The sequence below is a fragment of the Bacillus sp. JNUCC-22 genome (assembly GCF_018861275.1).
Taxonomy (GTDB): Bacteria; Bacillota; Bacilli; order Bacillales; family Bacillaceae; genus Bacillus; species Bacillus velezensis.
Map to the genome: position 1 here is coordinate 764,857 of NZ_CP076408.1, position 24,679 is coordinate 789,535.

General features: G+C 47.5%; 25 protein-coding genes. 11 read left to right on the forward strand and 14 right to left on the reverse strand.

Features of this window, described 5'->3' with window-relative positions; all coding sequences use genetic code 11:
• The first annotated feature begins 38 nt into the window (after positions 1-38).
• The gene (locus tag JNUCC22_RS03875; RefSeq protein ID WP_032867806.1) at positions 39-833 is read left to right on the forward strand and encodes an MBL fold metallo-hydrolase; all 795 of its coding nucleotides are present in this window, start codon (positions 39-41) and stop codon (positions 831-833) included.
• Between the two features lie 123 nt (positions 834-956).
• The gene (gene nosA / locus JNUCC22_RS03880) at positions 957-2,048 is read left to right on the forward strand and encodes a nitric oxide synthase (RefSeq protein ID WP_216062144.1); all 1,092 of its coding nucleotides are present in this window, start codon (positions 957-959) and stop codon (positions 2,046-2,048) included.
• Here nosA and JNUCC22_RS03885 read toward each other — a convergent pair.
• On the reverse strand, positions 2,042-2,314 hold the full coding sequence (locus tag JNUCC22_RS03885; protein ID WP_025284412.1) for an acylphosphatase: 273 nt from the start codon (positions 2,312-2,314) through the stop codon (positions 2,042-2,044). The two genes, nosA and JNUCC22_RS03885, sit on opposite strands and share 7 nt — an antisense overlap.
• A 67-nt stretch (positions 2,315-2,381) precedes the next feature.
• Between JNUCC22_RS03885 and JNUCC22_RS03890 the strand changes: the two genes are divergently transcribed.
• A complete protein-coding gene (locus JNUCC22_RS03890) occupies positions 2,382-3,041 on the forward strand; it encodes an MOSC domain-containing protein (protein WP_015239385.1) in 660 nt (219 codons plus the stop codon).
• A 40-nt stretch (positions 3,042-3,081) separates the two neighbouring features.
• Here the strand turns inward: JNUCC22_RS03890 and JNUCC22_RS03895 are convergent, their stop codons facing one another.
• The 4 genes from JNUCC22_RS03895 to map form a co-directional block, all read right to left on the reverse strand.
• Positions 3,082-3,216 carry a YflJ family protein gene (locus JNUCC22_RS03895; RefSeq protein WP_003155609.1) on the reverse strand — a complete coding sequence of 45 codons (135 nt, stop codon included), beginning with the start codon at positions 3,214-3,216 and terminating at the stop codon, positions 3,082-3,084.
• Between the two features lie 178 nt (positions 3,217-3,394).
• Entirely contained in the window at positions 3,395-3,550 is a 156-nt protein-coding gene (locus JNUCC22_RS03900) for a hypothetical protein (RefSeq protein ID WP_007610027.1), read from the reverse strand.
• A gap of 82 nt (positions 3,551-3,632) precedes the next feature.
• Positions 3,633-3,944: a DUF3243 domain-containing protein gene (locus JNUCC22_RS03905; RefSeq protein ID WP_003155607.1), complete on the reverse strand. Its 312-nt coding sequence runs from the start codon at positions 3,942-3,944 to the stop codon at positions 3,633-3,635.
• Positions 3,945-4,000: 56 nt separating this feature from the next.
• Complete coding sequence (gene map / locus JNUCC22_RS03910; protein WP_007408490.1) at positions 4,001-4,750, reverse strand: type I methionyl aminopeptidase; 750 nt, start codon at positions 4,748-4,750, stop codon at positions 4,001-4,003.
• Between the two features lie 164 nt (positions 4,751-4,914).
• Between map and nagE the strand changes: the two genes are divergently transcribed.
• Both nagE and JNUCC22_RS03920 read left to right on the forward strand, forming a co-directional pair.
• Positions 4,915-6,297, forward strand: coding sequence for an N-acetylglucosamine-specific PTS transporter subunit IIBC (gene nagE / locus JNUCC22_RS03915; protein WP_012117066.1), 1,383 nt, complete (start codon positions 4,915-4,917; stop codon positions 6,295-6,297).
• A 126-nt stretch (positions 6,298-6,423) separates the two neighbouring features.
• Positions 6,424-6,867: a YfmQ family protein gene (locus tag JNUCC22_RS03920; protein ID WP_174738241.1), complete on the forward strand. Its 444-nt coding sequence runs from the start codon at positions 6,424-6,426 to the stop codon at positions 6,865-6,867.
• A 40-nt stretch (positions 6,868-6,907) separates the two neighbouring features.
• On the opposite strand, the gene JNUCC22_RS03925 is transcribed toward JNUCC22_RS03920, so the two are convergent.
• Positions 6,908-8,845, reverse strand: a complete 1,938-nt coding sequence (locus JNUCC22_RS03925; protein WP_216062145.1) for a lipoteichoic acid synthase — start codon at positions 8,843-8,845, stop codon at positions 6,908-6,910.
• A gap of 245 nt (positions 8,846-9,090) precedes the next feature.
• On the opposite strand from JNUCC22_RS03925, the gene JNUCC22_RS03930 reads away from it, so the two are divergent.
• Positions 9,091-9,468: a DnaJ family domain-containing protein gene (locus JNUCC22_RS03930; RefSeq protein ID WP_007610033.1), complete on the forward strand. Its 378-nt coding sequence runs from the start codon at positions 9,091-9,093 to the stop codon at positions 9,466-9,468.
• Between the two features lie 9 nt (positions 9,469-9,477).
• Here the strand turns inward: JNUCC22_RS03930 and JNUCC22_RS03935 are convergent, their stop codons facing one another.
• Genes JNUCC22_RS03935 through JNUCC22_RS03945 form a run of 3 tightly spaced genes read right to left on the reverse strand, consistent with a single transcriptional unit; the run spans position 9,478 to position 10,442 of the window.
• Entirely contained in the window at positions 9,478-9,909 is a 432-nt protein-coding gene (locus tag JNUCC22_RS03935; RefSeq protein WP_003155596.1) for an Hsp20/alpha crystallin family protein, read from the reverse strand.
• A 15-nt stretch (positions 9,910-9,924) separates the two neighbouring features.
• A complete protein-coding gene (locus JNUCC22_RS03940; protein ID WP_003155595.1) occupies positions 9,925-10,167 on the reverse strand; it encodes a spore germination protein in 243 nt (80 codons plus the stop codon).
• A 14-nt stretch (positions 10,168-10,181) separates the two neighbouring features.
• Positions 10,182-10,442, reverse strand: coding sequence for a spore germination protein (locus tag JNUCC22_RS03945; protein WP_007408496.1), 261 nt, complete (start codon positions 10,440-10,442; stop codon positions 10,182-10,184).
• Between the two features lie 269 nt (positions 10,443-10,711).
• On the opposite strand from JNUCC22_RS03945, the gene treP reads away from it, so the two are divergent.
• The 4 genes from treP to JNUCC22_RS03965 all read left to right on the forward strand — a co-directional run bounded on the left by treP (position 10,712) and on the right by JNUCC22_RS03965 (position 15,424).
• Complete coding sequence (treP, locus tag JNUCC22_RS03950) at positions 10,712-12,127, forward strand: PTS system trehalose-specific EIIBC component (RefSeq protein WP_106080362.1); 1,416 nt, start codon at positions 10,712-10,714, stop codon at positions 12,125-12,127.
• Positions 12,128-12,202: 75 nt separating this feature from the next.
• On the forward strand, positions 12,203-13,888 hold the full coding sequence (gene treC / locus JNUCC22_RS03955) for an alpha,alpha-phosphotrehalase (RefSeq protein ID WP_216062146.1): 1,686 nt from the start codon (positions 12,203-12,205) through the stop codon (positions 13,886-13,888).
• 21 nt (positions 13,889-13,909) lie between these two features.
• Positions 13,910-14,626, forward strand: coding sequence for a trehalose operon repressor (gene treR / locus JNUCC22_RS03960; RefSeq protein ID WP_052827177.1), 717 nt, complete (start codon positions 13,910-13,912; stop codon positions 14,624-14,626).
• A 132-nt stretch (positions 14,627-14,758) separates the two neighbouring features.
• Positions 14,759-15,424 carry an NAD(P)H-dependent oxidoreductase gene (locus tag JNUCC22_RS03965; protein WP_003155588.1) on the forward strand — a complete coding sequence of 222 codons (666 nt, stop codon included), beginning with the start codon at positions 14,759-14,761 and terminating at the stop codon, positions 15,422-15,424.
• A gap of 35 nt (positions 15,425-15,459) precedes the next feature.
• Here JNUCC22_RS03965 and JNUCC22_RS03970 read toward each other — a convergent pair whose 3' ends face one another.
• The 3 genes from JNUCC22_RS03970 to JNUCC22_RS03980 form a co-directional block, all read right to left on the reverse strand.
• Entirely contained in the window at positions 15,460-16,221 is a 762-nt protein-coding gene (locus JNUCC22_RS03970) for a YibE/F family protein (RefSeq protein WP_150941069.1), read from the reverse strand.
• Complete coding sequence (locus tag JNUCC22_RS03975) at positions 16,218-17,357, reverse strand: YibE/F family protein (RefSeq protein ID WP_032867787.1); 1,140 nt, start codon at positions 17,355-17,357, stop codon at positions 16,218-16,220. Before JNUCC22_RS03975 ends, JNUCC22_RS03970 begins: the two co-directional genes overlap by 4 nt.
• A 208-nt stretch (positions 17,358-17,565) precedes the next feature.
• Positions 17,566-21,858, reverse strand: a complete 4,293-nt coding sequence (locus tag JNUCC22_RS03980) for a multifunctional 2',3'-cyclic-nucleotide 2'-phosphodiesterase/3'-nucleotidase/5'-nucleotidase (RefSeq protein ID WP_099686867.1) — start codon at positions 21,856-21,858, stop codon at positions 17,566-17,568.
• 220 nt (positions 21,859-22,078) lie between these two features.
• Here JNUCC22_RS03980 and JNUCC22_RS03985 point away from each other — a divergent pair, with 220 nt between their 5' ends.
• Positions 22,079-22,594 carry a type 1 glutamine amidotransferase domain-containing protein gene (locus JNUCC22_RS03985; protein WP_003155578.1) on the forward strand — a complete coding sequence of 172 codons (516 nt, stop codon included), beginning with the start codon at positions 22,079-22,081 and terminating at the stop codon, positions 22,592-22,594.
• A 20-nt stretch (positions 22,595-22,614) separates the two neighbouring features.
• Here the strand turns inward: JNUCC22_RS03985 and JNUCC22_RS03990 are convergent, their stop codons facing one another.
• Positions 22,615-23,646 (reverse strand): LacI family DNA-binding transcriptional regulator, encoded by a 1,032-nt coding sequence (locus JNUCC22_RS03990; protein ID WP_039062773.1) that lies wholly within the window; start codon positions 23,644-23,646, stop codon positions 22,615-22,617.
• Between the two features lie 135 nt (positions 23,647-23,781).
• The gene (locus JNUCC22_RS03995; RefSeq protein ID WP_007408504.1) at positions 23,782-24,666 is read right to left on the reverse strand and encodes a shikimate dehydrogenase; all 885 of its coding nucleotides are present in this window, start codon (positions 24,664-24,666) and stop codon (positions 23,782-23,784) included.
• Between the last annotated feature and the right edge of the window lie 13 nt (positions 24,667-24,679).

Consider the following 24,679-nt stretch of genomic DNA (forward strand, 5'->3'; position numbering starts at 1 on the left):
GTTCGTCGCACACTAAAGGCATCAGAGGAGGTGCCATGATGAGTGATCCGTTTATGCCGCTTTTTTCAGTGAGAAGCGGGGCCGGTTTTAAAGCGGCGGACGGCGTTTACGGACTGACCGTGCAGATTGCGAATGTTTACTTTATCGAAAATCCCTCAGCTCCGCGGGAAATCATTCTGGTTGACGCGGGAATGCCGCAATCGGCGGAGATGATAACAGAAGAAATGAAACGCCGGTTTAAAGAGGGGTATCAGCTGAAGGCGGTCATTTTGACACACGGTCATTTTGATCATGTCGGTGCGATTGAAGAGCTGCTTGAGCTTTGGGATGTGCCGGTTTACATTCATGAAAAGGAGCTCCCGTACGTCACGGGGAAAGCGGATTATCCGCCTGCCAGGCCCGATGCGAAAAAAGGGCTTGTCGCAAAGCTGTCACCGCTGTTTCCGCGCCATACGATCCGCATTCCGTCCGTTCAGGCACTGCCTTCAGACGGTACCGTTCCGTTTCTTGAAGAATGGAAATGGGTGCATACGCCCGGTCACACCCCCGGCCATATTTCATTATTCCGGGATAAAGACCGCGTTCTGCTTGCCGGTGATGCCGTGATCACTGTGGAACAGGAATCGCTTGCGGACGTTGTCATTCAAAAGCAAGAGCTTCACGGGCCGCCCGCCTATTTTACAGCGGATACGCAGACGGCGGCCGCATCCGTTGAGAAATTGGCCGAACTGGAGCCGGAAGCGCTTTTGACGGGTCACGGAATTCCGATGACGGGAAAAAACTACCGTGAGGATTTGCTTACACTGGCTGAAAAACTGCATTCCGTTTTGTAAAACACCTGCGAACATCACAGGTGTTTTTTCTTTGCAGTTTCCAGTATGATACAAAAAAACCATTGTGTTCACACCTAAAAACGATACAATGGGAAACAGATGTAAATTGAAGGAGAGAGTTTTTTGAAACATACGGAAATACTTTGGGATGAGGCGAAGGATTTTATTGATGTCTGCTATCAGGAACTCGGAATGGAATCGCAAATCAACGCGCGTCTGCACGCGATAAAAGATGAGATAGATCGGACGGGGAGTTACGTCCATACGGCGGAAGAGCTTGAACACGGGGCGAAAATGGCGTGGCGCAACAGCAACCGCTGTATCGGGCGTCTGTTCTGGCAATCGCTGAACGTCATTGACCGGCGCGGTGTGAAAACGAAAGAAGAGGTGCGCGACGCATTATTTGAACATATTGAAATCGCCACGAACGGCGGAAAAATTAAACCGACGATTACGATTTTCCCTCCTGAGAAGAATGGGGAAAAACAAGTGGAGATCTGGAATCACCAGCTCATCCGCTATGCGGGATATGAGACTGAAAAAGGAAGAGTCGGTGATCCGGCATCATATGAGCTGACGGCTGTCTGCGAAAAACTCGGCTGGCGCGGGAAGCGGACCGATTTTGATATTCTGCCGCTGCTTTTCCGGATGAAAGGGGACGGGCAGCCGGTCTGGTATGACCTGCCTCAGACGCTCGTGAAAGAAGTGCCGATCACCCATCCGGATATTGAAGAGTTTGCCGATTTAAATCTCAGATGGTACGGGGTTCCGATTATCGCCGATATGAGGCTTGAAATCGGCGGGCTGTCGTACAACGCGGCGCCTTTTAACGGATGGTATATGGGAACCGAAATCGGCGCAAGGAACCTTGCTGACGAAAAACGGTATGATATGCTCAAAAAAGCCGCTTCGGTTATGGGGATTTCCGCCAGCCTGAATACCGACCTGTGGAAAGATCAGGTGCTGGTGGAACTGAATAAGGCAGTGCTCTATTCATACAAAAAACACGGTGTCAGCATTGTCGATCACCATACGGCGGCGAATCAATTTAAGCGCTTTGAAGAACAGGAACAAGACGCGGGCAGAAAGCTGACGGGCGACTGGACCTGGCTGATTCCGCCGATCTCGCCGGCTTCCACCCACATTTTCCATAAATCATATGACAATACGATTGTGAAGCCGAATTATTATTATCAGGACAAGCCTTATCAGTAACTGATGGTAAAAGTGCGGTACCCTTTCAGACGGTGTGATTCTTCGATGGTTATGCCGGTGACATTTGAGAAGGGGCTGCCTTTTCTGACTGCTTCGGCAAATTGTTTTAACGACTCTTCAGGACCTTCGGCAAGGATTTCCACCCGGCCGTCATCACGGTTTTTTACCCAGCCGGCTACCTTATGTCTGTCGGCTTCCATCTGGACGAAGTAGCGAAAACCTACGCCCTGAACCCGGCCGTCTGCAATCATATGATATTGAAGCATGGAAAAACCACCTTTTTCTTACTATGATAAAGGAAAGATATGAGATTTCGCAAAGGATGTGAACGAGGTGACGCAAGACTATTCTGTCTTATCTATCAATCTCGGAAAGCCCGCAATTCATGAATTTGCCGGCAGACAAATCAATTCCGGCATCATAAAGCGGCCCGCAGATTCTCCCGTCATGCTGTATAAAACCCATTTTGACGGGGACGGGCAGGCTGATCTGAAGCATCACGGAGGTCCCGATAAAGCGGTGTGCGTGTATCCCGCCGAGCATTATTCATATTGGGAAACAACGCTCGCGAGAAAACTTCCCGCCGCCGCGTTCGGGGAGAATGTAACGGTCAAAGGACTTGCCGAACAAGACGTGTGGATCGGAGACGTCTTTCAGCTGGGGGAAGCCGTCGTTCAAGTAAGCCAGCCGCGCCAGCCCTGCGTCAAACTCGCGCTCAAATATGGCATCAAAGATATGGTGCTCCGTGTACAGCAGACGGGATTTACCGGCTTTTATTTCAGGGTGCTTGAAGAAGGATATGTCGATCCGCGTCCCGTCCTCAAGCGTCTGTCGAGAGGAAAAGAAAGCATTTCCGTCTGGTATGCGAATGAAGTGAAATATCGTGATTCCGGCAATCTGTCAGCGATTGAAGAAATACTGCGGGAAGAAGCGCTGTCAGAAAGCTGGAGGGAGTCCTTCCTTAAAAAAAGAGACAGGCTCACTAATGTATAGAAAAAAAGCCGTGCTGCACTGACAGCACGGCTGATTTACGTTATGCTTGTTTTTTTGTTTCCAGCAGATTGGCAAGGAAGTACTTTTTGAAGCTTTGAAGCTTTCTTCCTTCATAGTGGGTAATTCCTTTTTTCTTTAACTCTTCTACATACCAGCCTTTACTGCCATAATGCATGTCAGAAAACTCCTTTCTCCGTTCTCCCGCTGGGGAGGTTTCTTCAGTTTTTGCCAAACTTTTGGCATTGTAACATCTATAAAAAGACGCTGAAAAGGGATAACGCAAAAACTGAGACTTTCGATTCAGAGATGTAAAGCTTTCTTACATATATATGTAAAGGGCGGTCTTTTCATGCTTAATGGCCGGTTAATTTTAACAGCACCGTTCCGAGTGTCATGATTCCGAAAACGACGCCGAAATAAACCAGCATCCCCTTCTTTTTCTTCACTCCGTAAACGGTGAGAATGATGCTTTCAATAAAGAAAATAAACCCGAAGATAATAAACCACATGTTGAAAAATGGCTCCTTTCACAGACATATGTCCAGTGTAGCACAACTCTTATAACGGAGCATAAAAAAGCCGGGCACTGTATCAGTGTCCGGCAAGTTTGACGAGAAGCTGGGCCAAATGCTGTTTTTCATTGTCATCCGCAATGTCCCACAGTTCTTGTAAGAGTTTTTCTTCCGCATTGCGGGGCTCCTCGTGTTTGGCGAGATAGTCCCCGAGGATGGCGGCGCTTTTGATGATTTTGCTGTCATCCAGACCCAGTTTTTTTCCGGCGGAAATTTTCTGGTGAAGGTACGCCTTAAATTCCTCGAAATCCTCTAAAATCTGCTGTTTCGTTACGCCGTGCATGGCGTGTATTTCGTTTTCGATTTTGATTTTTTCTTTATCTTTTTTCATGCGTCTCCCTCCTTCGGGTTAGTTGTTGTATACCTGTTTGGAAGGGAGATGAAACATTACAATGCAGTTAAAATAATCGGTTTGTCTTTTGTGATCACGATGGTATGTTCCACTTGGGCGACAAGGCTTTTATCCGGCGTTTTAAACGTCCAGCCGTCTCCCGCTTCAACAATCGTTTCCGCTTTCGTGGAAATAAACGGCTCAAGCGCGATCACGGTTCCGTTTTTAAACAGCGCGTTATCAAACGGATCGTAGTAATTCATGATGTGGTTCGGCGCTTCATGGAGGTTTCTGCCGATTCCGTGGCCCGTCAGCGTTTTAATGACGGTAAATCCGTTGGAGCGGGCTTCATGGTAGACGGCTCTGCCGATCTGGTTTTGGCGTTTGCCGGCTTTTGCCTGATCCAATCCTTTCTGAAATGCGGATGCTGCGCAGTTACAAAGCTTTTGCAGACGTTCATCGCCTTCTCCGAGTACAAATGAAATTCCCGTATCGGAATAAAAACCGCCGAACTCCGCCGAAATATCGATATTTACAAGGTCTCCGGCTTTTAAGATTTTAGAGGCGCTCGGAATGCCGTGAGCGACTTCGTCATTTACGCTGATACATGTCACGCCCGGGAAATCGTATTCCTTCTCCGGAGCGGAAGCGGCTCCGTGCTCGTCAAGCACCGCCTTTCCGATCAGGTCAAGATCTTTCGTGCTCATGCCGGGCTCGGCTTTTTTCTTCATTTCTTCACGCGCCAGCGCGACGATTCTGCCGATTTTTTTAAGGCCTTCTAATTCTTGATCGTTCGTTACAATCATTGTCATTCCCGCTTTCTATTTTTAATCATCTGATTCAAGCTTACCACAACTGGTTTATAAATAGAAAACCAACAAGCCTTATGTGAATAAATGAAGGAAAATTGGTATAGATCACTAGATAACTTATGTGGTATATTTAAGAAAAAAGAAGGGGGATGGGTAAAATGCTTCAATTTTTGCAAAAACTCGGAAAATCATTTATGCTTCCGATTGCCGTTCTGCCCGCCGTTGGTATTATTTTGGCCATCGGCAGAGAGGACTTATTAAATATTCCGTTCATTTACGCGGCGGGAACCGCGGTATTTGATCATCTGCCGCTGATTTTCGCGATCGGAATCGCGATCGGGATTTCCAAAGACAGCAACGGGGCCGCCGCTCTGTCGGGAGCAATTTCTTATATCATGCTGGACGCGGCTGTAAAATCAATCAATTCGACAAATAATATGGCCGTTTTCGGAGGAATTATCGCGGGGTTAATTGCGGGATACACGTATAATCGCTTTAAGGATACGAAGCTGCCCGAATATCTCGGTTTTTTCAGCGGGCGCAGGCTCGTTCCGATTGTAACGGCGCTGATTACCATTATTTTGGCGGGGATCTTCGGATTTGTGTGGCCGCCGATTCAGTCGGTGATTACCTCCTTCGGTGAATGGATGATCGGGCTTGGCGGAATCGGCGCCGGGATTTACGGGATTTTTAACCGGCTTTTGATTCCGTTCGGTCTTCATCATGTGCTGAATAATATTTTTTGGTTCCAATTTGGCGATTTTCACGGAAAAACGGGAGATCTGGCCCGCTTCTTTGCGAAGGATCCGACGGCGGGAACTTATATGACGGGATTCTTCCCGATTATGATGTTCGGGCTTCCTGCCGCATGTCTGGCAATGATTGCCGCGGCTAAGCCAAGCAAGCGCAAAGCGACGGCCGGGATGATGATCGGTCTCGCGCTGACGGCATTTATTACCGGAATTACAGAGCCGATTGAATTTGCATTTATGTTTTTATCACCGCTTTTATACGGGGTTCATGCTATATTAACCGGGTTCTCTTTATTTATCGTGAATGTTCTCGGAATCAGGTCAGGTTTTTCATTCTCGGCGGGGGCGATCGATTATCTCCTCAGCTACGGCATTGCCGAAAAACCGCTTTTGCTGCTCGTTGTCGGGCTTTGTTATGCAGTGATCTATTTTGTCGTCTTCTATATGCTCATCAAAACGTTAAACTTGAAAACGCCGGGACGGGAAGATGATGAGGAAGAGGAAGAAGTGCTTAGTGAAGATACGGCCGGTTCCGTCGAAGAACATGCCATGCTCAAGGGGCTCGGCGGCAGGCAAAACCTCGAAACGATTGATCACTGTGCGACCCGCCTCAGGCTGACCGTGCAGGATACGTCTCTCATTAATGAGGCGGCGCTTAAAAAAGCGGGAGCAAAAGGGGTTATCAAAACGGGGAATAAAACGGCACAGGTCATTATCGGGCCGAACGTCGAATTTGTCGCGGAAGAGCTGAGAGAAGCCGTCCGCCTTGACGATCAGAAGCAGACTTGATAAATCCGGATCACCTATGTGATCCGGATTTTTTTTGAACATATATCAAGTTTCACATAATGTACAAAAAACAACGTTTTCTTCTATGTTAAGATTCATGTAGAACAAGTATGGAGATGATGTAAGGTGACATGGATTGCAGTTGTTTCAATTGTTGTCATAAGCCTGATTAAGATTGTGCTGACATGCCTTCCTACCGGAGCGGTGGAATGGATCCTCCGCAAGTTTGAAACCCATTCAAAGCTCAGTGACGCGTCCGCTGCCGTTTCCCTCGGCGGAAAACGTCTGGAAGGCGAAGACAAACGCCGGGTGATTGATGATTTTAACGAAGCCGTGTTTATCGAACGGCATTATATATACCCAGGGGATGAAGAGCGTTATCTTCATCCGCAAAACGGAGCCGATCCGCTTGTCATTAAGACGAGAAAAGGAAAAAAAGATGTGACGGTGTTTGTATACAGCTACGAAGATCATGTAGATGTCGTCAAGCAGCAGAAAAAGAAAGTCGTCGCTTATTCAGTTCTTTCCGACAGCCTGCAAAAGCGCACTATGGCCGCCGCCGGGAGCTGAACATAAAAAAGCCAGATCATATCAATGATCTGGCTTTTGTTTATTCTTTTTGATCGTCTGCTGAGGATTCTTCACGCTTCGTATAATCGAATTGTGACGGATCCACTTTCTTGAAGCCTTTCGGCTGATAGAAACGAAGCAGATCGCCGTTGATGATCTTATCAGACATTTCAAGCTCAGTCTTGACGAGAGAGTCTTCTTTTTTGTCGACTTCTGAATCATCTAAAAGTCTTCCGGTTTTCGTATCGTAATACTTGCCGGACACTTTCGTATAGTTCGGCGAGATGAAGTCTCCGTTACGGAACGGAATGACTTCTCTGTGCTCTTTTGATAAGATATCAGAACCTGACATGAGATAATCTTTCGTATCGACGCCGAGCAGATGAAGAACGGTCGGCGCGACATCGACTTCACCGGCAAATTTATGATTGCGGCCGCCTTTCACGCCGGGAGCGTGGATAAAGAGCGGCACCCGCTGAAGCTGGGCATTGTCGTATTCAGTGATCTCATCTTTGCCGAGCACTTTCGCCATCGCTTTATTGTGGTTTTCGGAGATGCCGTAGTGGTCTCCGTACATCACGATAATCGACTTATCGTACAGGCCGTCTTTTTTCAGGTCATGAAAGAACTGTTCAATTGATTCATCCAGATAGTTCGCGGACTGGAAGTAATTATTGACGACTGAATCGCCAAAGTCTCCCGCCGGGAAGTCCGTGTCTTCTTTATCCATTCCGAACGGGAAGTGGTTGGACAGCGTAATGAACTTCGTATAGAACGGCTGCGGCAGGCTCTTTAAGAGCGGCATGGATTCTTTGAAATACGGTTTGTCTTTCATGCCGTAGTTTTTCGTATTTTCTTCGCTCATGTCATAATAAGCGGAATCGAAAAACTTATCGATGCCTTCCGATTTGTACATTTCGTTACGGTTCCAGAAAGTCTGCGTATTTCCGTGGAAAGCGGCAGACGTGTACTTTTTGCCTTTTAAGATCGCAGGAACGGACTGCAGCGTGTTTTGCGCTTTATTGACGAAAACCGAACCTTGCGAAAGCGGGTACAGAGAGTTCTCCATCATAAATTCCGCATCAGATGTTTTACCTTGTCCCGTTTGGTGGAAAAAGTTATCAAAGTAGAATGTTTGATTATCGTGCGCCAGTTTGTTTAAAAACGGCGTCACTTCCTTGCCGTTAATTTTGTAATCAATGATAAAGGATTGCAGAGACTCTAATGAGACGTAGATGACGTTTTTTCCTTCGGCTTTTCCGAAGTAGACGTTATTCGGCACGTCGTAGTTGGCCTTCATATAGTTTTCCACATCCGTTACATCGCTTGAATCGGCAAGCGCGCGCTGGCTGTTTGATTTCACATTCTGCACGGCATCGTAAATCGTAAAGTTGTACGTGCCCAAGTATTTCACCAGATAATTTCGGTCAAATGAGCGTGTCAAAAGCTCGGGACGGTCGGATTCCGCGACGGCGAGGTTGATCAGGAACACAAGCACGGCGGAAGCCAAAACGATTCTGAATGATTTCTTCGCCGGTTTTTCAGCCGTTTTTTTCATCTTAAGGGCCAAAATAATCAAAATGACGGTATCCAGGAAGTAGAAGGCGTCTGTCCATCTCATTAACGAGAACGCGCTGTCTCCGAGCTGGCCGCCGTTTGTCTTTGCCTGCATCATGACCGGGATGGTAATGAAATCATTAAAGAATCTATAATAGACGATGTTTGCAAAAAGCAAAAAAGACAATAAAAAATGAATCACAATAATGGCTGTCTGCTGTAATTTTTTCTTGAAAAGAAGCCCAAATCCAAGAAAGAACAAGCTGGAGCTCAGCGGATTCACAAAAAGCAATATTTTCTGGATCGTGTTGTCTATGCCGAGGTTAAAGTTTAAAATATAAGCGACATATGTTTTCACCCACAATAACACGACCGCTATCAAGAAGAAGGCAAGTCCTCTTTCTTTTATAAATGTTTTCATTGTTACACTCCTTTTTTCCGATCACGGTTTACACGGAACGATAGAAAAAACGAACGTAATCAATATACCATGAAACCAGCAAATAGAAAAGGTGGAAAAGGCTCATCGGAAAAAGGGCGAAAAACGCTGTCGCAACGGGGGTTGATCTGTTGAATGACAGCTTTAAAACATATAAATGGCACAAACTGGGCTTTGTGTTTCCGTTTAATCATACCCGGTTCTATTGAAAAAAGAGGTGAACAGTGATGGATATTGCCCATATCGTGGCTGAAGATAAAATCAAGCGCGCCATTAAGGATGGAGAGTTCGCCGGCATCAAAGGAATGGGAAAGCCCCTGCCGAAAGACGATGCCGCACATCTTCCGGAGTCGCTCAGAATGGGCTACCGCATATTAAAAAATGCCGGGATCGCCGAGGATGAGGGCGCGCTGAAGAAAGAGCTGATGACGCTCGATTATTTGATCGCCAAGTGCCGCAATGAACAGGAGCGGGATCACTTGCGGAACAAACGGACGGAAAAACAAGTCAGACTCGACAAACTGACGGAGGAGAAAGCCATGTTCTCAAAACCCGCATCTTCTCATTATAAGGAGAAAGTGTACAGACGGCTGGGCCGCCCGTAAGCCGGCTCTTTAGATTTTTTTCTGAAAAGGAATGTGCTCCATAAGGCGCGGATAGGAAATGTGGAGCAGGCCGTTTACGCACTGCGCCTGTAACAGGTGGGGCTCAGCCGGTTCAGGAAGCTCAATCGTCTCATCGATTTCCCCGTAATACCGGTTTTGGCAGACGCCCATGTTCTTTGGAAAAAGGGGTGTGATGTTTCCTCTGATATGCAGCCGTGTTCTTGACAGCAGCCTCAATGTCAATTCTTCTTCGTAAACGCCGGGCATTTCCACAATGACGAATGTGTGCTGTTCATCCTGATAAATATCATAAGTCAGGGTGTTTTTTTGTAAGGAGAAAAAATCTTCGGGAGATTTCCGTTTCAGGACATTGGTCCAAAAGTCGCTGGGCTTGTGCTCGTTCGTAATCTCAAGCCACTTTCTCATTTTTTCGATATCCACTTCAGCAGAACCTCCCTATATTTGATTTGCGATCGGCATTGACGGGTTGGCGATCTGATCCTGATCGCTCACGTCAGGGTCAAGATGGCCCGAATTCAAACATCCGGCGGCCGGCGAAAAATCCCCTAAAGAAAAGTTCGCGCCGACAAATTTGCTGTTGGCGGTGTGGCTGTTTTGTACGGTCTGACCGATATCGACGTTTCCGTTTTGCGTTGCTCCGTTTACTTTTATATTGACGACGTTAATTTGGTAAGGCATTCATAAAAACCCCTTTAATCTATAATGGGCGGCACCGGCGTAATATTTGCGGTATCTGCGGTTCCGATGGCTGTCTGGTCGTTGACATCAGGATCATTTAACAAGTTCTCCATCATCGATTCTATAGGTGACGTATCGCCGAATGAAGAGTTCAGTCCTTGTGATTTGTTATTTGTGGTGGGACTGTTGTATGCCGCTTCCCCAATCGTAATAGATCCGTTGCCAGAAATACTGTTAATCTTCAAATAGTACAGGTTGATAACAGTGGATGGCATCTCTTCACACCTCTTTAACTTAGTTGTACAGTACTGTATGCTTTTTGTGCTCCTGTTGTGAATTCCGCCCGGACATGTTCCCGATAAACAAGAAGTCAAGGCCCGGTTCCGGCGGGGCTTTTTTTGTTTCAGGGTCTTTCGCAGTATATTTGTGATGAAAGCGCTATAAAAATAGATTGACGACATGTATATACATCATTACAATAGAGTCATAAACATGTATATACAAGTTTGTAAGACAAAATGAAAACGGTTACGGAGGGGATGGCATGGGTGAGTTTAACCGGGCTGCGCGGCAGATCGCTGAAGCTGTCGGCGGAATCGAAAATATTGAGGCGGCGACTCATTGTGTGACGCGTTTGCGGTTTGCATTAATAGATGAAACCAAAGTAAACCAAAAAATGCTTGATGCAATAGACATTGTCAAAGGATCTTTTGCGGTAAACGGGCAGTTTCAAGTCGTGATCGGGCAGGGGACGGTCAACAAAGTATATGCGGAATTAGTGAAGGAAACGGGGATGGGTGAAGCGTCCAAGGATGACGTGAAGAAGGCGGCGGCGCAAAAAATGAATCCTTTACAGCGTGCTGTGAAAACGCTTGCGGACATCTTTATTCCGCTCTTGCCGGCGATCGTCACGGCCGGGCTGTTAATGGGTCTGAACAACATCTTAACGGCGGAAGGCATTTTCTACAGCGCCAAATCGATTGTCCAAGTGTATCCGCAATGGGCGGATCTCGCCAATATGATTAATCTGATCGCGGGGACGGCCTTCGCTTTTCTGCCGGCTTTAATCGGCTGGTCGGCAGTGAAGCGGTTCGGAGGAAGCCCGCTCTTGGGTATCGTGCTCGGGCTGATGCTGGTGCATCCTGATCTGTTAAACGCATGGGGCTACGGGGCCGCCGAGCAGAGCGGCGATATTCCGGTGTGGAACCTGTTCGGCCTTGAGGTGCAGAAAGTCGGATATCAAGGTCAGGTGCTCCCGATTCTGCTGGCGTCTTATTTACTTGCCAAGCTTGAGCTCTTTTTGACGAAACGGACGCCGGAGGGCATTCAGCTGTTGGTCGTCGCGCCGGTGACGCTTTTGGTCATCGGTTTTCTATCCTTTGTCATCATCGGTCCGATTACCTTTGCGATCGGTAACGCGCTGACGGCGGGATTGATTGCCGTTTTCGGACAATTCTCCGCCATCGGAGGCCTGCTGTACGGAGGGCTGTATTCGGCGCTTGTGATCACGGGGATGCACCATACGTTTCTCGCGGTCGATCTTCAATTAATCGGATCAAAGCTCGGCGGCACATTTTTATGGCCGATGCTCGCATTGTCAAATATCGCTCAAGGGTCGGCAGCTTTGGCCATGATGCTGATCACAAAAGATAAAAAACAGCGGGGGCTTTCACTGACGGCCGGCATTTCCGCATATTTGGGCATTACCGAGCCGGCGATTTTCGGCGTGAATCTGCGTTACAAATTTCCGTTTGTGATTGCCATGATCAGCTCGGGAATCGCGGGGATGTTCATCTCCGTCAAAGGCGTTCTCGCAAGCTCGGTCGGAGTCGGCGGCGTGCCGGGGATCTTCTCCATTATGAGCCGGTACTGGGGTCCGTTTGCGATCGGAATGCTGATCGTGCTGATTCTCCCGTTTGCGGGAACATACGGGTATGCGCGGCTGAAACGGCAAAAATAAAAAACCTGCGGGGCGCCTTCTATCAGGCTGTCCCTTTTCCCTTTCAATTCAAAACATTACAGGCGGTGAAGAAAAATGAAAACAGACAGCACACCATGGTGGAAAAAGGCAGCGGTATATCAAATTTATCCGAAGAGCTTTAATGATACGACGGGAAACGGGATCGGTGATCTGAACGGTATTATCGAGAAGCTTGATTATTTGCAGAAGCTTTTGATTGATGTCATTTGGCTTACGCCGATTTACGATTCGCCGCAGAATGACAACGGTTATGACATTCGCGATTATTGCACCATTTATGAAGAATACGGAACGATGGAGGATTTTGAACGCCTTGTCGATGAAGCGCACAAAAGAAGAATCAAGGTCGTCATGGATCTTGTCGTAAACCATACATCAGTCGAGCATCGGTGGTTCAAAGAAGCGGTCTCGTCACCCGACAGTCCGTATCGGGATTTTTACATTTGGAAAGACGGAAAGGAAGACGGCCGGGCGCCGAACAACTGGGAATCAAAATTCGGCGGTTCCGCTTGGGAGCTCGACCCGGCGTCAGGCCAGCACTACCTGCATTTATTTGATGTGTCGCAGGCCGATTTGAACTGGGAAAATGAAGAGATGAGAAAACAGGTTTACGACATGATGCATTTTTGGTTCCGGAAAGGGATCGACGGCTTCCGGCTGGATGTGATCAACCTCATTTCTAAAGACCAATCGTTTCCTGATGCCAAAGATGGGCGTGACGGGCGCCCTTATTATACGGACGGGCCGCGCGTGCACGAATTTCTCCATGAGATGAACCGGGAAGTGTTTTCGAAATATGACAGCATGACGGTCGGTGAAATGTCCTCGACAACGGCGGACCACTGCATCCGGTACACAAACCCTGAGAATAAAGAACTCGATATGACTTTTAACTTTCACCATTTAAAAGTGGATTATCCGAATGGTGAAAAATGGGCGCTCGCTCCGTTTGATTTTCTGAAGCTGAAACGGATTTTAGCGTTTTGGCAGACGGAGATGCAAAAAGGCGGAGGCTGGAACGCATTATTCTGGTGCAACCATGACCAGCCGCGGGCCGTATCCAGATACGGAGACGACGGCGTGTACCGGACGAAATCAGCCAAAATGCTGGCGGCGGCCATTCATATGATGCAGGGCACGCCTTACATTTATCAAGGTGAGGAGATCGGCATGGGCAATCCGAAGTTCGATGACATCGGCTCATACCGCGATGTCGAATCATTGAACATTTACAAAAAGATGAAGGAAGAAGGCGTGCCCGAAAAAGACATTATCACCATTTTAAAAGAGAAATCAAGAGACAATGCAAGAACCCCCATTCAGTGGAACAGCGGGCCGCACGGCGGTTTCACGACGGGCACGCCTTGGATTCCGGCGGCGGATGATTATCGGGACATTAACGCGGAAGCGGCTTTGCGGGACCCGGATTCAATTTTCTATCATTATCAGAAGCTCATCAAGCTCAGAAAGGAATATGACATCGTGACTGAAGGAACGTTTGAGCTGCTTGCTGGAGACGATCCGGCGGTTCTGGCGTACGTCAGACACGGCAAGGATGAAAAACTGCTGTGCATCAACAACTTCTACGGGAAAGAAGCGGACTTTACGGTTCCGCTTAAAGACACGGACGGCTGGCGGTTTACGGTGCTGCTGACGAATGATGAACCGAGGGAAGGGCGGCCGGAACGATTGACGCTCCGTCCGTATGAATCGATCGTTTATCATCTGACAAAAGCGTGATACACTAATCTGGGTGGTCAAATGAAAGTGAATAAATACATCACAATCTATAAAGATATGGTGCGGCAGATCGAAAGCGGCCAGCGGAAGGCTGAAGACGTTCTTCCGTCTGAAAATGATTTGTGCGATCAATACGGCACATCACGAGAAACCGTCCGCAAAGCGCTCAATATGCTGGCGCAAAACGGCTACATCCAGAAAATCAAAGGCAAAGGCTCCGTCATATTAGACAGAGAAAAAATGCGTTTTCCCGTCTCAGGCCTGATCAGCTTCAAAGAGCTTTCGGAAACGCTCGGAAAAGAGACGAGAACGACGGTTCACCGTCTCGGGCTGATCCTGCCTCCCTCAGAAGCCGCAAAAGAGCTTGGTACAGAAGCGGATGAAAAGGTGTGGGAAGTCGTCAGATCAAGACGGATTGACGGAGAACATATTATTTTGGACAAGGATTACTTTGTGAAAAAACATGTGCCTCTATTGACGAAGGCGATTTGTGAAGATTCGATCTATGAGTATCTCGAAGGAGAGCTCGGCTTGTCCATCAGCTACGCGCAAAAGGAAATTGTCGTGGAGCCGGCGGGGGAAGAGGACCGGAAGTATTTGGATCTCAGCGGATTCAGCCATATGGCGGTCGTGAAAAACCGCGTCTTTTTGGAGGATACCAGCCTCTTTCAGTACACGGAAAGCCGGCACAGGCTCGATAAATTCCGTTTCGTCGACTTTGCGAGAAGAGAAAAATAAAAACGGACTGCCGCGGCAGCCCGTTTTTTTGTCAGTATCAAAATGAATACTATCCAACAAAAATGTGCGTACTGGTACTTTCAAAAATAATGGCTACAATAGTACATAACGATTGAAAAGGAGAGATCATGAATGTCAGATAAAAAACAGCAGATCATCGAAGCGTATCAATTCAGACACGCCACAAAGGAATTTGATCCTGAGAAAAAAATTTCAGAAAGCGATTTTGAATTCATTTTAGAAACGGGAAGATTATCCCCAAGCTCACTCGGTTTGGAGCCTTGGAAATTTGTCGTCGTTCAAAATCCGGAGCTTCGTGAAAAACTCCGCGAGTTCACATGGGGCGCGCAAAAGCAGCTGCCGACCGCAAGCCATTTCGTACTTCTGCTTGCCCGGACGGCAAAGGATATCCGTTTTGACGCCGACTATGTCAAAAACCACTTGCGGGAAGTCAAAAAAATGCCGGAAGATATGTATGAAGGCTATATCAGCAAAACGGAAGACTTTCAGAAAAATGATTTCAATCTGCTAGAATCAGATCGCGCGCTGTTTGACTGGGCATCCAAACAGACTTACATCGCCCTCGGCAATATGATGACAGCCGCTGCGCAGATCGGAATCGACTCCTGCCCTGTAGAAGGCTTCAACTACAAAGAAATTCACCGGATTCTTGAAGAAGAAGGGCTTCTGGAAAACGGAAGTTTCGACATCTCTGTTATGGCCGCATTCGGCTACCGTGTCAGAGAACCGCGCCCGAAAACAAGATCTGCCTCAAAAGATGTTGTAAAGTGGGTATAAGATAAAAAAAGCTGCCGGGCGTGTCCCGGCAGCTTTTAATGTTTATTTGGTTTTGCTAAAAAACAGGCGGTGATCCAGGACGTAACGGGAATGATGATGCCGATCCCGATTCCGGCACAAAGAATGGTGACGGCTTCCGCACTGAATACTTTTGAGTTCACTATTTTTTCAGCTGAGTATGATAAGTCTTTAAACCAGATAATTAAAGCCAAATAGCTGCCGAAAAAAGCAAAGAATAACGTATTCGTATTCGTTCCTAAAATATCTCTCCCGATGCTTAATCCGAATGTGTACAGATCTTTTCTGCTTATGGACGGATTATGACTGTAAATTTCCTGCATGGGTGAAGTAATGGAAATCGCGACATCGGTAATCGCCCCAATCGTGCCCATGATGATCATGGCTGCGGTAACCTTCACAAAATCCACCCCGACAAACAGTGTGAATATGCCGATATCACCCAATTCTTCTTCACCGAATCCCTGAATCGAAGTATGTTTTGTTACAGACATAATAAAAAACAGCAGCAGTACAATCGTCAGCATTGCAGAAATAAAGGCGGTTACGGTTTTGACGTTTCCTCCATTAATATAAAAAAGAGTAATGCTGCAAATCACGGCGGAAGAGAGCAATGTTAAAACAATCGGATTGATATGCGGGTCTGTCATGAAAATGATGGTGAGAAAGAGAACACCGAAATTTAAGAATAACGCAATAAAAGATCTCGCTCCTTTTTTTCCGCCGATGATGACCATCAATAGAAATAAAATCGCCGCGAGAATTACGATGACATTCATGAGCTTGCCTTCTTTCGTTTAATAAAAAAGATAGAAGCATACAGACTGGCGGGTATGGCTAATACAATTCCGATCCCTCCGGCCAATGCTCTGGCTATTTCCAAGGAAATGTTCATAGAAAGAGTGAATCCTATCGGGGAATCATTTTTCAGATACAAAAGCATCATCGGAATAGAGCCGCTTATATAAGCAAAAAACAGAATATTGGTCATCGCCCCCATGATGTCTTTTCCGATCTCCATCCCTGAACGTCTGAGAGCTTGTAATGAGATACCGTTGTTTTCTTCATATAATCCGAAGACAGATGACGTCATGGTAATGGCTACATCCATGACCGCTCCCAGTGATCCGATAAATACCCCGGCCATGAACACCGTGTGATAAGGGCGGGTTAAATACTGCATTTCCTCATATCTGAGACCTTTCTCTCCGGTTGCCAGCATCACCAGATACGTAATCAGCAGGGAAACGAAAGTGCCTGCGAGCGTCGCGGCAATGGCGGCATATGTTTTCGCGTGAAAACCGCTGACAAGCAGCAATGAGATGACAGTAAAGATGAGAATACAGACACCGCAGATGAAAATTAACCCTATATTAGGATGCTTCCTGTACAAATCTAATGCAAACGACAGTAAAACGGCGTTAAACATCAGGCTGACGATCGAAAAGAAGCCTTGTTTTTTGCCGACGATAAGCAAGGTGAAAATGAAAACCCAAGCGATCAGCAAAAGCTGTTTATCCCGTTTTTTATCTATAATGCTTCCCGATATATCCTTGTTTGATGGTTTCCCTTTATCAATAGAAACGAATACTTCATCGCCAATCGAATATTTCTGATCATTCGCTCCGGATGATGAATACTGATTGGACAAATGAATGAGCTGTCCTTTCTGACTGCCGTTTTCAAGTCTGGCAGTGATCGTCTGATTGAAAATCTTATCTTTGTTTTTATGCATGTCCTGTACGTCAGACTGATGTTCCAATGTTGTTTTCGTCACTTTGGCAATCGGCCGCTCATAAAAAGAAGCATTGTGAGTGACAAAAATGAGCGAGCTGATAAAACAGAGCGCTGTTATCACGTAAAACAGCTTTTTCTTGTAAGACATGCGGTTTCGTTTGTGTCCTGTTATCTTCAAAAAAAGTCCTCCAAACAGGCGGCGCCGTATGAAAGAGAGGCCCTGCCGTGAAGTGTTAAACGATGCGGATGCAGTCTTTCGCGAATAACGTTCATATTTTATCACTCGGCCGTACGGCTGTCGACTCAGAGGGGGACCAAGAGAAAAAGCTCCCCTGATACCAGATCAGGAGAGCTTTTGGATGAACCGCCCGATAAAAGCGGTCTTTTTATGCGTCGTTCACTTTTTTTGCTTTTCTTCTTTGATGCAGATACAGTGCCGTTCCGAGCACGCTGATGAGTAACCCGGCAAGAAGGATGGAATACATCGTTGTGGCCGTATCAGGAAGCAGGCCGCCCGGCGATACCCCGTCCTGTGCAGGGCCGGATGACGGTTTTTGTCCGCTTGGCTGCTTTCCGGAGCCGTGATCTCCGCTTGTCGGCGGTGCGCTCTTCGTGTTTGCGTTTAATATGGTGTATTCACTGAAATGATTTGTATAGCCCGTGACGAGATCGTTTGAAACCGAACCGTTGTCTGTTTTTGTATAGACGTTCTTTTTCCGGTCTACATGGTAAATGCCCGGCTGTTTCGCCTTTTTCGTATTCTCAATGCGCAGGGTGAGCTTTACCGGCGCTTTAAATGTTTTGATGTCTTTGTTTTTCTGCTTCATTGTAAAGTCGTATACATTTGAAAGCGCCCCGCTTACTTTTCCTTTCGGCGTCACGCCGAATTGTGTATCAGCTGAAGCAGCGTTTGCCATCGGCATTTTCATGCTGAACTTGTCATGCAGGATCGTAAGGGAAGAATCCGATGTTCTGTCCTTTAACAGGCCGATTTGTTTTTTGGTCACGCTGAGATCAATCGGCTTTTTGGCGCCGTCATTCTTATCGTAATACACGATCGGCGTGTTTGCGTTTTTGGCATAGGCGGCAAATGCGCTGTCATCTTCAAGCGTCCACGAACCGTTTTTTTGTTTCGTCGGCAGGTACACTTCCTGCGCGCGGCCGTCAACTTTCGGTTCCACCGCTTTTCCCGCTTTTTCAAGCTGCTCGGTGAAGACCTCATAGTCGACAAAGCCAAGGTCTTCTTTATGGGACGCTTCGTTAAAGACGGAATATCCGTCTCCGCCTTCACCGACAAAGTTACTGGTGGCGACTCTGTATGTCTTCTTATCAGAAATCGGCTTTACGCTGCCGTCATCCTGTACGGCCGCAGCTTGAAGAACGCGGTGTCCCGGCTTTTTATTCAGTGTAAACGTGTATGTTAAACCGGCAACTTGAGGGAAGGCGCCGCCTTGAGCCTCAATTCCGCTTAACCCTTGCTCCAAGGCTTGTTTGATCTGTTTTCCGGTTAAATCCGCGACGTAAAGCGTGTTGCCGAACGGCATCACATTCAGCACATCGCCGAGTGTGATGTCTCCTTTATCAATGCCCGCGCGGATGCCGCCCCCGTTTGTGATCGCGATTTGGGCGCCGGCCGCTTCCTTCGCTTTTTGCAGCATGCCGTCCGCGATGAAGTTTCCGAGATTGGTTTCTTTGGAGCGGACATGCTCGCGCTGGCCGTCAAGTGCGACCTTTGTTGAGCCGACTTTTTCATTTTTGACGGAGACGAGCTCTTTTTTAAACGGATCAAGCTCTTTTTTCAGATCCGGGTCTTCTTTCGTCTGCTCGTTCACTGGCAGCGCCTGAAGAGAGGATTGTTCCGGCAGGACGATGCCGTTTTTGTCAAATGCGACATCGACACGGCCTAAATATTCGCCATATTCTTTTGCCTGGGCGACGATGGTCGGCTCTTCGTTTTTGACAACTTCCATTTTATCTACAAGCGTATGCGTATGTCCGCCGACGATCAAGTCGATGCCTTTTACCTTTTTGGCAAGATCGAGATCACGCTGATGCCCGATATGGGTCAGGGCGATAATTTTATTGACATGTTCCTTATTCTGTATTTCTTTTACCGTATCTTGTGCGGATTGGAAGGCATCATGAAAGACAATGCTTTTTCCCGGGCTTGATGTGACGGACGTATCTTCTGTCGTTAAGCCGAATACGGCGACTTTTTCTCCGTTTACATCAAGCAGAATGTATGGATAGATGCCTGCTTTTTTCTTTTTCCCTGCCGTAAATGTGTCTGCTTTTTTCATGAATGGTCTGAGTTTTGACTCTTTGGACACATCGACATTTGAGCTGACGAGCGGAAAGTCAGGCGCTTGAAAATTGTATTTTCCGGACGGGTCAGCCGCGCTTCCGTTCCCGCTCAGGAAGCTGGCGAGAGCACCCGGGCCTTTATCAAACTCATGATTTCCGAAAGTCATTGCGTCGTAACCCATGCTGTTCATCAATTTTAAATCAGCCAGCCCCTGCCACTTTGTGAAATAGAGATCGCCTGAGAAAACGTCTCCCGCATCCAGCAAAATGCTGCGGTCGGTTTCGCTTCTGATTTCTTTGATTTTCGTCATCCGCCTCGCCGCGTTATCAAGGTGGGCGTGCGTGTCGTTTGTATGCATAACGGTGAGTTTCCATGCGTCATCTTTCGGCGGATCTGTGCCCGGTTCATCATCTTTGAATTGGAGCTTGTACTGTCCGTAGCCCGCGTTTTGTGATTCACCGATATAGGCGACGTCATCTGCGCGGTCGGCAAACGGCTTTGCGGCCAAGGAAGATTCAAATGTCATGTTTGCCCCTTTGACCGGAAGGATGGACCAGTTATGATCAGCCTGCGGATTAATCGTTTTCTGCTGGATGATGTAATCCATTAAGACCTGCCTGTTCTCATCGGCAGAAGAGTATACGATTTTATCATTGCTTAAGTGAGGGAATCCTCCGCCGCCTGAAGCGCGGTAATTATTTGTGACGATCAGAAATTCCTGCTTGGCGCTGACGGGCTTTCCTTGATAAGAAAGGTTGACGATCCGGCTTGCATCGGGATGAATGACTGTTCCGTTTTCGTTGTATTTCGCCGGTTTTGTGACATCGACCTGATAGGTGACACCGTCAATGACATCAAAATTGTATGAGCGGTAGGCGTCATTTAAAAGCGCTTGGCTGCCGCCTTTTGCCTGATCGATCTGATTAAATTGCCCTGCGGACATTTCGAGCCAGTCCTTCACTTCGCTTCCGTTCAGCTTGACGATCTGAACCGTGTTGTCATACAGGTACAAATCGCCGATATTTTTGATGGCGAGGTCGCCAGCGGAAATGTTTGTATAGTAGTTTGAGCCGTTCCGCCCGCCGGCTTTAAACGGGGCGCCCGCCGAGAGGATAGGCAGATCTTTGTATTCCGTATCCTTCATCTTATTTTCGGCGTACCATTTTTGCGCATCCGTTACGATTTGAATGGACGGATCATCTTTGACTTGGGCGAAGAAACTGTTGATATCGGCTTTTGTCTGGCCGACGGGTTCTCTGATGTATTTCAATGTGCCTTCGTGCGCTTTTTTGACGGTATTGACGACGGTTTCGTTTTCCGACGTCACATTGCCGGCAATCGGCTCGATGCTGCCTTTTGCATCTTCCACATGCCACGCGCTGTCTGTTTTTTCAAGCCGGAGGTCGATGACGCCCGCATATTTGCCCCAGCTGCTTGACATGACAACGGGGATGCCGTTAATCGTGCCTTTATCGACGTCAAATTGATCAGCGCCTTTGTATTCGGCATCAGGGAAAAGCCCGTGCTGATGGCCGGATACGATCGCATCAATTCCGCTGACTTTCGTTGCCAGGTCAAAAACGGCGTTTTCCGCTCCGGAAGACTGCGCTTTTTTTTCGATGCCGCTGTGGGCGAGGGCGATGACGATATCGGCTCCTTCAGCTTTCATTTTCGGAACGGTTTTCTTTGCGGATTCCACAATGTCTTCGACCTGAACGCGGCCTTCGAGATTTTTCTTATCCCACGTCATGATTTGGGGAGGAACAAAGCCGATGTAGCCGACTTTTATCTGATGCTTGCCGCCGTTTTCATCCGTGACGGTTTTGTCTTTTATGACATAAGGCGTATAACGGTTTTCGCCGCTTAATGTTTTCACATTGGCGTTAACGATCGGATAATCAGCGCCTTTGATTGTCCCGTCCAGAAATTCAAGCCCATAATTAAATTCATGATTGCCGAGTGTTCCTGCGTCATAATGCAGACTGTTCATCACTTCAATGATCGGATGGGTCTTTGCGCCTGAAATAATATCATTTTTCTCATATTTTACGGCGTATTCTCCGAGGGGATTCCCCTGAATCAGGTCTCCGTTATCGACAAGCAGCGTATTCGGGTTTTCGCGCCTGTGCTTCTCAATAAGCTGAGCCGTTCGGGCCAGCCCGAATTCCGTTGTCGGTTTGTCGCTGTAGTAATCGTAGTCCATCATGTTAGCGTGAACGTCAGTTGTGGCTAAAATGCTGAGATTCACACTGGAGGATTTGTTTTCTTCTGCTTTAATGGGTGATGTTGGGAGGATTAGACTAAGTATCATAACTAGGGGCAGCAGAATACGGAGTGTCATATTGACGCTGCATCGTCTTTTCTGTATTCTCACCTGTTCTCCACCTTTCAACAAATTTTGTCATGCAGTACCATTGTAAGAATATTTTGTGAAAGTTCATATAGATTTCATGATGATTCTTGTAAAAAGATGAAAAATGAGGATAATGACCTATGTAAAACGGATGAGCGGCAAACGCGTTACCTATGTTTGATGTTAGTGTGGCTGGGGTACATGGATTTATGTAGACTTCATCAAGCAGGAGGTAGTAACTATGGGTAAAAAAATTGCAGTTGTATTAACGGATTATTTTGAGGATGTCGAGTATACTGAACCTGCGAAAGCTTTTAAAGATGCAGGTCATGAATTAACCGTAATTGAACAGGAAAAAGGAAAAACAGTCAAAGGCAAACAAGGGGAAGCGGAAGTGAAAGTGGATGCGTCCATCGATGATGTGAATCCGAAAGACTTTGACGCATTGCTGATCCCGGGCGGATTCTCGCCTGACATGCTGCGTGCGGATGACCGTTTCGTCCAATTTGCCAAAGCGTTTATGGATGACAAAAAACCGGTGTTCGCCATTTGCCACGGACCTCAGCTTCTCATTAACGCGAAAGCATTGGACGGGCGCAAAGCGACAGGGTTTACATCAATCCGAATCGACATGGAAAACGCGGGCGCGAATGTTGTGGATGAAGAAGTCGTCGTCTGCCAGAACCAGCTGGTCACAAGCCGCACACCGGATGACATACCGGCATTCAACCGCGAATCATTAAAACTGCTTGCGTAATATAAAAGCGGAGCGCCGTATCAGGCGTTCCGCTTTTTTTGTGAAGATTCCCGGATAACCAGCTCAGGCGCCAGAATAATGCGTTGTTTTTTGTGCTGGGAATTGGTGATTTTATGATGCAGCAATTGAGCCGCTTCTTTTCCCGACTGCCGCGGAAAGGAAGAAACGGTTGTAAGCGGGGGATAAGAAATTTCAGCTTCCGGCACGTTATCAAAGCCGACAATGTCAATATCTTCGCCCGGAATGAGCCCGGCTTTTCTGATCCCTTGCATGACGCCGAACGCGACCAAATCACTGAAGCAGAATATCGCGGTCGGGCGCTCAGACCGGCGGAGGAGCTCCGTCACGGCTTCACAGCCTGCTTCGCGGGTCGGCGCGCTGTCAATAACATAGTCATTTTTTACTTCCAGATCCGCTTCACGGAGCGCTTTTTTAAACCCTTTCATGCGCTTCGTCCATGTTGATGAGTGCTTCACGCCGCCCAGAAACGCAATCTCCTGATGGCCTTTCTCAATGAAATGACGCACTGCCTTATAGGTGCCTTCCTCATAATCGGCTCCGACAAAATCACAGTCGGCCTCGGCAATCTCCCTGACGGCGAGCACGACCGGAATGTCAAGCTGCTCAAGGCGGGAAAGGGTTTCCTCAGCCGTACCTGAAACCGGACACAAAATCAATCCGCCGACCCTGTGCTCCAGCATGGTCGAGATCAGCTGCTCCTGCTTGGCGACGGAATCAAATGTCGTGCCTAACAGCACCGTTAATCCGACTTCCTCAAGCGTATTCTGAACGCCGATCAGAAACTCTGAGAAAAACGTATTGGAAATGTCAGTAATAATCAATCCGACCGTTGTGGACGTCTGTGATCGCAAATTCGCGGCGACCCGATCATATACGTACCCCAGCTCCCGCATGGATTGCAGCACTTTCTCACGGGTCGCTTCGGAAATTCGCGGATTATTGCGGACGATTAATGAAGCGGTGGATGTTGAGACGCCGGCATGTTCAGCGACCTGCTGCAATGTCACCCGGCGTTTTTTTTGCTGTTTCATACGTCGCATTCCTCACTTGGTTTTTATTCGTTACATCCATTATAAGCGTTTTGGCGCATGAGAAGAAAGAGAGAGGGGAGAAAATGACAAAGCGCCGGAAGACGGATTGTCCTTCGGCGCTTCTGTCACAATAGGTTATTCAAACATTTGCTCTTTAATATACTGAACAGGCATTTCACGGCCTGTCCAATATTCAAACGCCATGGCGCCCTGCCAAAGCATCATGCCGAGGCCGTTAATGGTGTTGCAGCCGGCCGCTTGAGCTTGTTCAAGCAATTTCGACGTAACGGGGTTGTAAACGACGTCTGTCACAATCAAATCCGGACGGAGCATGGATGTATCTTCAATGACGCTCAAGCCTTCAAGCGGTTTCATGCCGACACCCGTTCCGTTCGTGAAAATATCGCTTGAAGCGATTTCAGCACGCAGCGCATCTTGATCTTCGAGCGGGAAGACTTTCGCTTTGCAAGAAGATCCCTTCATTTCTTCATTGATGATGCGGACATTTTCTTCCGCTTTTTCGAAAAACGCGTCATTGCGGGCGAAAATAGAGATTTCTCCGAGGCCTTCCAATGCGGATTGAATCGCTATCGGAGTGGCGGCCCCGCCGGAACCGACCAGCGTCATTTTTTTGCCTGTGATATCGATGCCGTGTTCTTTTAAGTTGCGGACGTATCCCATACCGTCAGTGGAGTGTCCGATCAGTCTGCCGTTTTCATTAACGACTGTATTCACCGCGCCGGTGAATTTCGCTGAATCCGCGAGTTCATCGAGGTAAGGGAGAATGTTCATCTTGTTCGGCATCGAGACATTGAAGCCTCTGACGTTTAAGGCGCGCATTCCCGTTACCACATCTTCCAGCTGTTCATTGCCGACTTCAAACGCGAGGTACGCGTAGTTCAATCCTAATTTTTTAAACGCCAGGTTGTGCATCGCCGGAGATAAAGAGTGTCCGATCGGTGTCGCGAATAATCCGATAAGCTGAGTTTTTCCGTTAATCCGTCCTAAATCTTTCTTCATGATGTATTCCTCC